The organism is Bartonella sp. CL100XZDX (assembly GCF_042195375.1).
Taxonomy (GTDB): Bacteria; Pseudomonadota; Alphaproteobacteria; order Rhizobiales; family Rhizobiaceae; genus Bartonella.
Map to the genome: position 1 here is coordinate 97,242 of NZ_JBHIOH010000067.1, position 13,035 is coordinate 110,276.

The 13,035-nt window shown below is 37.8% G+C and carries 9 protein-coding genes; 7 read left to right on the forward strand and 2 right to left on the reverse strand.

What is annotated here, in order from left to right; all coding sequences use genetic code 11:
• Positions 1-955 precede the first annotated feature (955 nt).
• The gene (locus tag ACFILU_RS08140) at positions 956-2,263 is read right to left on the reverse strand and encodes an MFS family transporter (RefSeq protein WP_375643461.1); all 1,308 of its coding nucleotides are present in this window, start codon (positions 2,261-2,263) and stop codon (positions 956-958) included.
• A gap of 213 nt (positions 2,264-2,476) precedes the next feature.
• On the opposite strand from ACFILU_RS08140, the gene ACFILU_RS08145 reads away from it, so the two are divergent.
• From ACFILU_RS08145 to ACFILU_RS08175, 7 genes are all read left to right on the forward strand, one after another.
• A complete protein-coding gene (locus tag ACFILU_RS08145) occupies positions 2,477-3,271 on the forward strand; it encodes a thymidylate synthase (protein WP_273790824.1) in 795 nt (264 codons plus the stop codon).
• Positions 3,268-3,777, forward strand: a complete 510-nt coding sequence (locus ACFILU_RS08150) for a dihydrofolate reductase (RefSeq protein WP_273790757.1) — start codon at positions 3,268-3,270, stop codon at positions 3,775-3,777. Before ACFILU_RS08145 ends, ACFILU_RS08150 begins: the two co-directional genes overlap by 4 nt.
• A gap of 119 nt (positions 3,778-3,896) precedes the next feature.
• Positions 3,897-5,036, forward strand: a complete 1,140-nt coding sequence (gene hflK, locus ACFILU_RS08155; protein WP_273790756.1) for an FtsH protease activity modulator HflK — start codon at positions 3,897-3,899, stop codon at positions 5,034-5,036.
• A 2-nt stretch (positions 5,037-5,038) separates the two neighbouring features.
• A complete protein-coding gene (hflC, locus tag ACFILU_RS08160; RefSeq protein ID WP_273790755.1) occupies positions 5,039-5,977 on the forward strand; it encodes a protease modulator HflC in 939 nt (312 codons plus the stop codon).
• A gap of 151 nt (positions 5,978-6,128) precedes the next feature.
• Positions 6,129-7,652: a Do family serine endopeptidase gene (locus ACFILU_RS08165; RefSeq protein ID WP_273790754.1), complete on the forward strand. Its 1,524-nt coding sequence runs from the start codon at positions 6,129-6,131 to the stop codon at positions 7,650-7,652.
• Positions 7,653-8,507: 855 nt separating this feature from the next.
• Positions 8,508-9,380 carry a tRNA (adenosine(37)-N6)-dimethylallyltransferase MiaA gene (gene miaA / locus ACFILU_RS08170; protein ID WP_375675528.1) on the forward strand — a complete coding sequence of 291 codons (873 nt, stop codon included), beginning with the start codon at positions 8,508-8,510 and terminating at the stop codon, positions 9,378-9,380.
• 270 nt (positions 9,381-9,650) lie between these two features.
• Positions 9,651-11,450, forward strand: a complete 1,800-nt coding sequence (locus tag ACFILU_RS08175; RefSeq protein WP_375662978.1) for an acetolactate synthase 3 large subunit — start codon at positions 9,651-9,653, stop codon at positions 11,448-11,450.
• A gap of 1,154 nt (positions 11,451-12,604) precedes the next feature.
• Here ACFILU_RS08175 and ACFILU_RS08180 read toward each other — a convergent pair.
• The gene (locus ACFILU_RS08180) at positions 12,605-12,964 is read right to left on the reverse strand and encodes a hypothetical protein (RefSeq protein ID WP_375675529.1); all 360 of its coding nucleotides are present in this window, start codon (positions 12,962-12,964) and stop codon (positions 12,605-12,607) included.
• Positions 12,965-13,035 lie beyond the last annotated feature (71 nt).

A 13,035-nucleotide genomic window follows, 5' to 3' on the forward strand; every position in this document is an offset into this window, starting at 1 on the left:
TATTCCCCTTTTAGATTTATAACTTTTCTTCTTTTTAAAGCTATTTACGATGTGCATTATAAAAACGCCATTGTACCATGATAATTTTTCAGGGAAACATAAAGATTTTTTCTAGAGCTATCAGTGCTGTTTTGGGCTTATGGTATTGTTATATTGCGTAAATCATGCGCTTTTTACTATCCTTAAGGAAATATTATTTTTTGTTTGATGGTGAATTATTTGCATATGCAGAGTGCTTATGAAGATATGATACTCTTTAGTTTATATGCTTGATGTTGTTTCGTAAAATGATGTTATTGACTATTGCATGCGAGGTTGGTGTATCAGTTAAAATACTTTTTAGGAATGATCTTAAGTGTTAAGGGGGAGTACAATATTAAGAGTTCCTCAATAGTATAATGATAGCGGCTTGCACTTTTATTAAGTGTAAAGAGAGTGATGCCCATGTTTATACTTTACGGGGCTTTTACGTTATGTCATTCACGGGTGCCGTTGTGAAATGGAGTTGGGTGCATTGAGAAATGTTTCTCAAAAAAGTGTGCGAATTCATAATATAATGGTATTTTCTATTTTTCATGAAAGGATTTGTTTTGCATGAGGGGGTACTATTAAGAACGTATTAAATAAAATCATGAGTGTAATCTTTATTATTGATAAAATTTCTTGAAAGATAATCACTTTTCTTCAACGTTGAGTGGGAATGGGAATATTAAAATAAATCAAACGTTTTTTATCTTCAGTGAATTAAATGCAGCAAAAGAAGTATTTATTACATAATAATATGAAGCTATTTGTTTTTATAAGCGGCGTGTGCAGGAAGGAACATTGCTTCTTTAAAGTGTTTGAAGGGATAAAAAACTGTGAGCTTTAAACTTCTATCGGAAAGAATATAAAAAAGCCCAGAATACTGGGCTTTGCTTTTTTTGTTGAAACCCTTGTTTGTTAACATTAAAGGTTAATGAATATCGTCTCCTTGTAAATACCCTTTTTTGCGAGCATCTGGCATTAAGAGAACAGCAATGAAGGCAATAATCATCATGCCGGTTATATAAAAATAGAAGACAGATTCATATCCAAGATCTTTTAATCCAAGCGCGACATATTCAGCAGAACCGCCAAACAGTGCGTTGGCAATAGCATAAGAGAGCCCAACTCCTATCGCTCGTACTGAAGCGGGAAACATTTCTGATTTTACAATGCCAGAGATAGATGTATAAAAGCTCATAATGCAGAGCATTCCAGTAATGACTGATAAAGCAATCCATGTACTATCAGTATTACCAATCATATTAAGTCCAGGAATGGTAAAGATAATAGATAAGACACTCCAAATAAGGAGAGAAGTTCTTGTTCCAATTTTATCTGCGAGAGAACCAAAGAGGGGTTGGAGTAACATGAAAACAAAGAGTGCAGCAGTCATTATAGTTGTGGCTGTATGTTTATCAAAGCCGGTGGTTGTGATCAGATATTTCTGCATGTAAGTCGTATAGGTGTAAAATGTGAGCGATCCTCCAGCGGTAAAGCCGATAACTAGAAAAAAAGCTTTTCGGTGGTTGCTCAGAAGTCCCCTAATACTACCAGCTTGTGCACTAGAACGACTTTCTTTGGTCGTTGTCTCATGGAGTGTGCGGCGTAGATAAATCGCAACAATTGCGCCGCATCCACCAATGGCAAATGGAATACGCCAGCCCCACGCTTTTAGCTGATCTTCGGTGAGATAAAGCGCTAAAATGAATATAACGAGACTGGCTAGAAGTTGACCACCAATCAGTGTGGTATATTGGAAAGAGCTAAAAAATCCGCGGCGATTTTTGAGGGCGATTTCGCTCATATAAGTTGCTGTTGTACCATATTCACCACCGACAGAAAGCCCCTGAAGCATTCTGAGTAAAAGTAAAAGAATTCCTGCTGCCACTCCAATGGTTTCATAGGTAGGAAGTAGGGCGATTAAGAACGAACCACCACACATCATAAAAACAGAGATAAGCATTGAGCGTTTGCGTCCGTAACGATCGGCAATGAAGCCAAAAAGCCATCCGCCGATTGGGCGCATAAGAAAACCAATAGCAAAGACACCAGCCGCTTTTAAAAGTTGCGTAACGACATTGCCATCTGAGGGAAAGAATTGTGATGCAAAATAAATAGATGTAAAGGAATAAACATAAAAGTCATACCATTCTACTAGATTACCTGATGCACTGGACACGATAGCCCAGATACGTTTTCTTGTATCATGTGGTTTTAAAGCTTCTTGTTTTTCCATAGTCGATCCCTTTATTTGATGTTTATCCATCTTTGTTCATTTATGTCATTTTTTTAGAAGCTGTCTATAGTATTTTATCTTTTGCATCAAAAATTTAGTCAGATCATGATAATTTCTTGTGTAAGATGTTTTTGGAAAAAGATTTGAATTATGTTTGTACGGATTTTACAGTTTTTATTTTCTATAATGAGAAGAATCGGACATAATAGCCCTATGAAGTCATATCTTGCTCTTTTATCTCATGTTTTAAATCAGGGTATTGATCGGACAGATCGAACGGGTGTTGGCACGCGATCTATCTTTGGGTATCAGATGCGCTTTGATTTACAAGCAGGATTTCCGTTGTTGACAACAAAGAAGCTACACTTACGTTCAATTATTTATGAGCTTTTGTGGTTTCTTAAAGGCGATACAAATATCGCTTGGTTGAAAGAGCATGGTGTGTCGATTTGGGACGAATGGGCTGATGAAAAGGGAAATCTTGGTCCTGTTTATGGTTATCAGTGGCGTTCTTGGCCTGCTCCTGATGGACGCCATATTGATCAAATTAACAATCTTTTAACGATGATTAAGGAAACGCCAGATTCTCGTCGCTTGATTGTATCAGCTTGGAATCCTGCATTAATAGAGGAAATGGCGTTACCTCCGTGTCATTGTCTTTTTCAATTTTACATTGCGGAGGGTAAATTATCTTGTCAACTTTATCAGCGTTCGGCGGATATTTTCTTAGGTATTCCATTCAATATTGCATCCTACGCATTGCTAACGATGATGATTGCGCAAGTAAGCGGTCTTAAAGTAGGCGATTTTATTCATACTCTGGGAGATGCTCATCTTTATTCTAATCATTTTGAACAGGCAAAATATCAATTGTCTCGTATACCAAATGCTTTGCCATGTATGCGCATAAATCCAGCGGTAACAGATCTTTTTTCTTTTCAATTTGAGGATTTTGAGTTGCTTAATTATGAAGCACAACCTCATATTAAAGCGCCGGTAGCAATATGACGATTTCCATTTGTTTAATTGCTGCTGTTGCAGAAAATGGTGTTATCGGTCGTGAAGGTGCAATGCCGTGGCATTTATCGACGGATTTGCAACGCTTTAAAGCTTTGACGTTGCGTAAGCCCATTATTATGGGAAGAAAAACTTGGGATTCTATTGGGAGACCTTTATCAGGGCGTACAAATATCGTCATTACGCGTGATTGTACCTTTTGTGCTGAGGGGGCTGTTGTTGCTCACTCTTTATCGCAAGCTTGTTCTCTTGCAACAAGCGTTGCTTCTCAAAATGATGTAGAGGAAATTTTTATTATTGGTGGTGGTGCAATTTTTCAACAAGGGTTGCATATGGCTGATAAAATATTTCTTACAGAAGTTTTAGCTTCTATAGAAGGTGATAGTTTTTTTCCTGTTTTTGATAAAGAAAAGTGGACTATTGTGCAAACACAAGATATTCCAAAAGGGGATAAAGATAGTCATCCGACACGTTTTGTTGTTTATGAGCGGAAATAATTTTTTGTAATATGAAGTGGAAGGGGTTATCAGTTGTATTATAATGAGGTAAGAGACACCCTATAAGATCAAGCAAATGGTTGGTGTTCGAGTAGTGGTAATCAGTTAAAGAGGTGATAATGCCCTGGACAAATCAAAATGGTGGTGGCCCGTGGAGTGGCGATAAAAACAGTGGTGACAAAAAAACACCAGCTAAGAATCTCTTTGGTTCTGGTGGCGGTAATGGTGGCGAAAATGGTCCTAATCTTAATGATATTTTGCGCAAAGGGCAGGATCAGTTTAAACAATTCGGGAGAAGCAGTTTTTCTGTTTTATTCCTTCTGCTTATTGTGTTTTTTTGGCTATACCAGTCAATTTATATTGTTCAGCAAAATGAACAAGCGGTAGAGTTGCGCTTTGGCATCCCTAAAGAAGGCATTATTGGTGATGGGTTGCATTTTCATTTTTGGCCAATTGAGACCTATATGAAAGTACCTTTAACGGAAAAAACAATTGCGATTGGTGGGAAGCCTGGTCAGGCGCAACAAAGTGATGGCTTAATGCTTTCAAGTGATCAGAATATCGTTAATGTTAATTTTTCCGTTTACTATCGGATTTCATACCCTAGTCAGTTTTTATTCAATGTGAATGATCAAGAGGGAACAGTCCGCCAAGTTGCTGAGAGTGCAATGCGTGAGGTCATTGGTTCGCGGCCGGTTGATGATGTTTTACGTGACAAGAAAGAAGAAGTTGCTAATGACGTCAGAAAGATTATTCAGTTGACTGTAGATAAATATCAACTTGGTGTTGAAATAAGTCGTGTGTCTATCAGTGAAGCTGCTCCTCCGACAAAGGTTGCTGCTGCGTTTAATTCTGTTCAGCAGGCGGAGCAGGAACGTGGAAGAATGATTGAAGAGGGGAATCGTGTGCGTTTTACGAAAATTGGTTTAGCAAATGGTGAAGCTTCACGCACACGGGAAATCGCAAAAGGTGAAAAGGCACAAATGGTTGAAGAGGCAACAGGGCGTGCTGAACGTTTTCAGGCGATAGCTCGTGAGGCTGCGATTTCACCAGAAGCTGCTCGCTATCGTCTCTATATGGAGACGATGGGGCGGATTCTTTCTTCACCAAATAAGCTGGTTCTTGATCAGGCAAATTCTCCAGCGGTGCCTTATTTACCTTTGAACGAATTGTTGCGTAGCAAGTCATCGGAAAAAGTAAAGGCAACATCAGCGCGTCCTGCGTTACTCTTAGATTCTCGTATTTCTGGAGGAGATTAATTATGCAGCAATCTCGCTTTTTGTTTGTTTTTAGTGCTATAGTGTTTGTTTTGATGATTTTGTGGATGTCCGTATTTATCGTCTATCCTCGTCAACAAGTAGCAATTAAGCGTTTTGGACAAATTGTTCAGGTAGAATCTAATCCTGGAATCTATTTCAAGGCGCCCTTTATCGATAAGATGATCATTGTTGATAATCGGTTATTGCGTTACGATGTTCCTACACAATCTGTACAGGTTCGTGGTGGTGCGTATTATGAGGTGGATGCGTTCTTTATTTACCGTATTACAGATCCTAAGTTGTTTTTACAGCGCATTGCTTCTGGGCGTCCACAAATTGCGGCACGTGAAAACCTTGCACCACGGTTTATTGACGCTTTGCGTGCTGTTTATGGTAAGCGAGAATTTAAAGCAGCCTTATCGGATGAACGAGGCGCGATGATGGCTGAAGTACAGAAGCAGTTTTCTGTAGATGCAGGTTCGTTGGGTATTACCATTGTTGATGTGCGTATTCGTAAAACCGATTTGACTGATGCTGTTTCAGAAGATGTCTATCGGCAAATGGCAGCTGAACGTGAAGCTGCTGCGGAAAATATCCGTGCTCGTGGTCAACAAGAGCGAGATCGTATTGTAGCAGAAGCTAATCGTGAATATGAAGAAATTGTAGCAGCGGCAAAGCGTGATGCTGAAATTACTCGTGGTGAAGGTCAGGCTGAAAGTATTCGTCTTTTATTGAATGCGAGGGAGGCTAATCCGTCTTTTTACGATTTTTGGTTGGCGATGGAACAATACAAGAATTTAGAGAAAACACCGATGGTGATTTCTCCAAATGAGGATTTCTTTTTCTATTTTCGTAATCCGCCGCAGGCAAATAAAGCATTCTTACCGACAATGAATACTGGCATTAGTAAAACTGATCCAAAATCGGGAGAGAATAGATAAAATAATGGATTGCAGATACGAGATTTTGCATGAAAAGAATGATCTGTGACCATTTTCTTTTATGGTAAAAGTGGTAGAGAGTATCGAGCCGTGCTGGTTTTATGTAGATAAATTTAGTGGGGCTCTTTGCATCTTTGATTAAAGGCATGTCATGGATAGAAGTGTCGTGAGTAAAAATACGTTTTTAAAGTTTTTTATCACAAGAGTTGTTTTTTGTGTGACTTTGTTTCTATCAGGGTCAGGTTTGTCTTGGGGAGCAGAGACAAGCGAGGCATTGCTTTCTATTCCTGATTTAGCTTCTGAGCTTTTGGAAACAGTTGTGAATATTTCCACGGCACAGACTGTTGAAGGAACAGAACAGGATGAAAATACCTCGGTACCCGTTATCCCAAAAGATTCATTGCTGGAGGAATATTTTAGTGATTTTTTTACACCCAAGGATGCTCAAAAAGATAGTCAATTTCAAAAGGTGCGTTCTTTAGGGTCTGGTTTTGTGATTGATGCGCAAAAGGGGATTATTGTTACAAATTATCATGTTATTGTTGATGCTGATGATATTGAAGTTAATTTTACGGATGGTACAAAACTAAAGGCAAAGCTTCTTGGAAAGGATAGCAAAACTGATTTGGCGTTGCTTCAAGTCGATGCAGGAAGTAAAAAATTAAAAGCTGTGCGTTTTGGTGACTCAGAAAAAGCACGTATTGGTGACTGGGTTATGGCTATTGGTAATCCTTATGGTTTTGGTGGCAGTGTGACGGTTGGTATTATTTCTGCGCGTAACCGTGATCTTAATGCTGGTCCCTATGATAATTTTATTCAAACAGATGCAGCAATTAATCGGGGCAATTCTGGTGGTCCGTTATTTGATAGAAATGGTGAAGTCATTGGCATTAATACAGCAATTGTTTCACCTTCGGGAGGATCTATCGGTATTGGATTTGCTATTCCATCGGATATGGCTCTTTCTGTTATTAATCAATTGCGTGATTTTGGAGAAATAAGACGTGGTTGGTTGGCTATTCGTATTCAGCCCGTAACAGAGGATATTGCAAAAAGTTTAAAATTGGATAATGCTGTGGGAGCATTGGTGGCTGGTAAAATAGAACAGACGGAAGAAAATAATGTAGATAATAGCCAGTTACAAACTGGAGATGTTATTCTTTCTTTTGGTAATTCCAAAATTAAGCATGCACGTGATTTGCCGCGTTTAGTTGCAGAAAGTTCAGAAGGAAAGGTGGTGGATGTTACTGTTTTACGGAATGGGCAAGAAGAAACAGTAAAAGTTAAGCTTGGACGTTTGATTGAAACAGATCCAAATGAAGATACAGAAGAAGAAGTTGATGATAAAAAAAATCAAGATCTGTCGAAAAACGTGACAATGCAATTTATGGGAATGACGTTATCTGAACTGACGGAGGATTTGCGTCATCGTTATTCAATTTCAGATAAACTTCGAGGACTAGTGGTGACATCTGTTGCACAAAATAGCGCAGCGGATAAAAAGCGTATTCGCGTTGGTGAAGTGATTGTTGATATCAATCAGAGTTCTATCACAACAATTGATGAGGCTAAAAAACGTATTCATAAATTACGTGAAGCTGGACGCAAAAATGCTCTATTTATTGTAGCGCGTCCAGATGGAGAGTTACGGTTCGTAACGCTCCTAATGGATTGATCCTTAAAAATTATTTTTTGTTTTTTATCAGCCTTAGTATATGGGATATTTTGCAAGCTAGGCATGTGATGTCCAATATTTCTCAAATTCATTTCACGATAGAGAGCATGGGGTGTGCAAGATAAAATTCATTGGGCAGCTCTATTTTTGCGTTAAATAAAAGTACAAGTTGGTACCATCATAGATTTGCTAGATTTCCAACCTTGCAACAGCTTAGGCTTTAAAATAGTGCATAAGAGATCTATGTTTTGTATTTAAGTCAATTATTATTATAAATAATGTTGTATCTAGTGAGAATTTTAGCACTTTGTGATTGTATTTTGTGTGCTATAGAGAACGTTTTTTCACTTCAGTTTGAAAAAAGCTCTCTCAGAGAAAAATCATATTAGACTAAATTAGTTATATATATATTTACACCTTTCTTGGTGATGGATGAAAAAATAATTATAAAAAAAGAGCGTGAAGAAGACAATTTCTGAATCTCCTATTATAAATCAGAGTAGCATGCTGTTTTTATAGGAAAAAATAAAGCTGTTTGATTGTATAGGTTAAGCTCAGTATTATTTTCATAAATGATGACAAAGAGTATGTTTTTAATGGCCTAAACGGACAAAATTATTATAGCTGTGGTTTGTTATTGAATTATGATAGCAAAAAATGCTTGGAAATTCCTTTGGTGTTGTTCTTAAGTCTATTTTTTCTTTTTTATAAGTTTCATAAGGGGCTTTGTCTTAAGGGGAATTTGTGTTCGTATTTTTGTTTGAAGTATTTACTCTATGATAATGGAGAGAAGATAGTGGCTTTGGGGGTGTCTGTATGTTGCAATAAGTTATTGATTGGGAGAAATTGCTATTCATGGTACAAAGAACAATTACATTGATAGCAGGGCCAACGGCAAGTGGGAAGTCAGAACTTGCCTTGCAAATGGCTCAAGAAAAGAATGCTCTCATTATTAATACTGATTCAATGCAGGTTTATGATGTTTTAAATATTTTAACGGCACGGCCGGGGGAGGCTGACACCGCGATTGTTCCCCATTATCTTTATGGTCATGTGAGTCCTACTTTGAACTATTCAGTAGGGCAATGGTTGTGTGATGTCCAGGAGCTATTGGCTACTTTTTCTTTAAGATCAGTTATTTTTGTTGGTGGAACAGGACTTTATTTTCGTGCTCTTTTAGAGGGGATTTCGGAAGTCCCTCATGTTCCAGATGTTGTGCGGCAGAAGTGGCGTTTGCTGCTTGATAAAGAGGGACCTGAAAGTCTTTATCGCCAGTTGTTGCAGATTGATGCTGTTGTTGCTGAAAAAATTTCTTCGCATGATAGACAGCGTATTGTCCGTGCTTTGGAAGTTTATGATGCAACCGGTAAGACGCTCAGTTGGTGGCAGAAACAAAAAACAACACCTCTCATTGCGCCGAATTTGACCGAAAAAATTCTTCTCATGCCACCACGTCCTCTGCTTTATGAACGTATTCATAAACGCTTGGATTCTATGATTGAAAGAGGAGCTTTAGAAGAAGTGGTGGCTATGAAAAAACTTAAACTTTCCTCTTCATTACCAGCAATGAAGGCTATTGGTATACCTGAGTTTATGGCTTATTTGGATGGATATAGAAGCTTTGAGAGTGCTCTTGAAGCGGTGAAAATACAAACGAGGAGATATGCAAAAAGACAAATGACATGGTTTCGTAATCAATTTGATGAAGAATGGATGCTTACTTTTTGATAAAAGAGCTGGAGCCTTGCAAAGAAACTTTCGAAAGATAAAAGATAATTCGTAAAAAAGAAATTTTTTAGAAAATATAATTTTTTATTGACGAATGGTATCAATGGAATTAGAAATCTGTCTACAAGGAATTTTTTATATATTTTATACGTTGGAATAATGGGGGGTAATCATACAGTATGTGTTGTGTAATGGGCTCCTTTGGGGGCTTTTTTTATGGGCTCCGTTAGGGGCTTTTTTATTGTCCTATAAAGTAGGTGAGTGGGAAAAATGAGAAATGATCAAAGAAAGCAAGAGAGTGCAGATGGAAAAATAATGTCGGGCGCTGAAATAGTGGTTCAGGCTCTTATAGATCAAGGCGTTGAACATATTTTTGGTTATCCTGGTGGGGCTGTTTTGCCTATTTTTGATGTTCTTTATCACCAAGATACACTCCAGCATATTTTGGTGCGCCATGAACAAGCTGCAGGGCATGCGGCTGAAGGCTATGCACGCAGCACAGGGAAGGTAGGGGTTATGCTTGTGACTTCTGGTCCAGGGGCAACGAATGCTGTGACACCTTTGCAAGATGCTCTTATGGATTCGATACCTCTTATTTGTTTTTCTGGGCAGGTGTCAACAACGGTGATTGGAACAAATGCTTTTCAAGAGGCTGATACAGTTGGAATTACAAAGCCTTGTACGAAGCGTAATTGGCTGGTTAAAAATGTCAATGATCTTGCGGCTATTATTCATGAAGCTTTTTCTCTTGCTCAATCAGGTCGTCCTGGGCCGGTTTTGATTGATATTCCTAAGGATGTTCAATTTGCTTCAGGACTTTATAGAGCACCTCAAGTTCAGGAGTCTTTACATTCTTTTCCCTCGTTGAAAGGGAATACTAAGGCTATTGAATCTGCCGTTTCTCTTTTAGTTGAGGCAAAACGCCCTATTATTTATTCTGGTGGTGGTGTTATTTCATCGGGGATGAAAGCTATACAGCTTTTACGTAATTTGGTTCAATTGGGGGATTTTCCGATTACTTCAACATTAATGGGACTTGGTGCTTATCCTGCTTCCGGTAAAAATTGGCTTGGAATGCTTGGAATGCATGGAACCTATGAGGCTAATATGGCCATGCATGATTGTGATGTCATGTTAGCTGTTGGAGCACGATTTGATGATCGTATCACGGGGCGCCTTGATGCATTTGCACCTCATGCGCGTATTATTCATATTGATATTGATCCTTCTTCCATCAATAAAATTGTAAAAGCAGAAGTTCCAATTATTGGTGATGTGGCTTGTGTTTTAGGAGATATGACGCAACTCTTAAAAATACAGCAACCAGCGTTTAACAGTGAAGTCCGTGAGGCGTGGTGGACGCAAATTAACCGTTGGAAAGCTCGTAATTCATTGGCATATGCGGAGAAAAAAGATGTCATTATGCCGCAATATGCTCTTGAACGACTTTATGCTCTTACCAAAGATGCGAATGCTTATATTACAACGGATGTCGGACAGCATCAGATGTGGGCAGCACAGTATTATCATTTTGATGAACCAAAACATTGGATGACTTCTGGTGGTCTTGGAACGATGGGGTATGGTCTTCCGGCCGCTATCGGTGTTCAAATAGCACATCCTGATGCGCTTGTTGTGTGTATTTCTGGTGATGCCTCCATTCAGATGAATATTCAAGAGCTTGCAACAGCTATTCAGCATGACACACCTGTAAAAATTTTCATTTTAAATAATCAGTATATGGGGATGGTTCGCCAGTGGCAGCAATTGCTGCATGGTAATCGTCTTTCTCATTCTTATACGGAATCTATGCCTGACTTTGTGAAATTGGCACAAGCTTATGGAGCCGTGGGAATTCATTGTTCAAAACCCGATGAACTTGATGATAAAATTCAGCAGATGATTGACTGTGATAAGCCTGTTCTTTTTGATTGTCGTGTTTATCATTTAGAAAACTGTTTTCCTATGATCCCATCGGGATGTGCTCATAATGAGATGTTATTACCCGATGAGGCAAGCGAAGAAGCTATTGCAAATGCTATTTCTTCCGAGGGAAAGATTCTTGTATAAAATTAATATGTTAACAAAATGGTGAAGGATAGTGATGATGAAGTCTTTGGAGTCCTCATCTCTGTCTCTTCTTTGTGGAGAGTTCCTATTATCCTTAGAGATCATTTTATGATTTTCATTCTTTGTTTAAAGACATGGGGTGTATTATTATTTGTTCATCTAAAAAATGTTATAAGTCGTGTGCACAATTATGTTTGAATTTATTTGTACGCGATGTTTGTTTTTTTAATTCATATGTTCACATTAATAGCTATTTCGTTGCATTTTTTAGATAATACATTGAATTATCTGTTATAAATTAATTATGTTGTCTCATATATGAAAGATTCCATCGTGCAAGAAAAAAATCCACTGTGCTTGAAGGGGGCAACCATGCAAACCGTCATACTTGTGAAAACAATAGAAAAGTTTGTCACTATGTTTTGGTTTCGCATTATGAAATTACTCCAAATCGCTCTTTCAAGGGCTTGATAGTGGAATTCCCCTAGCGGGCTTGAAGGAAGGGAAAAAATAACAAAGATCAAATGCAGCCATAGAAAATCAATTGGCCACCATAGCTTATAATTAGGTAGTAACCTCATCTGATTATGCGGGAGAAACCTATACATATGAGATGTATCGTCAATATATATAAATCAGAATAATACTCAACATCATATCATTATCAGGATATTAACATTGAAAATTAAATACTCTTTCTTTTATTTGTTCTATATATCTATGATTCCATAAATCTGCAGACACAAACACTCTTTGAATCCACCGCATTGGATTTTCATAACTATCAAATGATCCAAAAAACTTATCTCTAGAGTGTAGAGCCATTCTATTATCAATGTATAATAATCTTCCTTAGTGGTACATCAATTCCAAAAGATACAGCCTTAATAGCTTCATAAAAATGATCTAAAGCTTCCTTGGCTTTTTTTGACTGTGGTTCTAACATGCCAGGATAAAAAACAGCGCTGATATCTGGGAATTCACCGTCCCCTTGAACTAGGGGTACTTTACTTGTAGAGGTTACCCCATTTTTTCTCCATCTATAGGGAACATTAATTATATATAAATTATCCCTTAAGTTCCTCAAATCCTCCTCACTTAAAAGTTTTAACGCTAGACGTGCATCAGATATTCTCGTTAACGGGCCATCAACATCATTGCGAACACCAGATAAAAGTATCCCCTTTAAGAGATAAATTTAAACCCGTTATAAATTTTAGTGCAGCATTTTCTGTATGAAAATCTAACTCAACTTCAGATCCTAATTCTGTATAATCTTTTTTATTATCCTCTAAAGGAAGCAGGTTATTTACTATATGTTCGCCTTCAAACTTAATTGAATAAGGCTCTCCGATCACTACAGAAAACATCATAATTAAATTTTCGCTAATATAGCCACTTTTACAAGACGCATCTAAATTATAAGGATTAGGTGACGTATTAATTTGTCTATCAACAGGAAGGTTTTCAAAGATTAAATATGGTCTAGGGGTAATAGACCCCTTTTTGTTCATAAGAATTGTCAATATTCTATGTGGTAGCAGCGAAAATGCTATTTTTTAACTCAACCGAATATTCAATACCA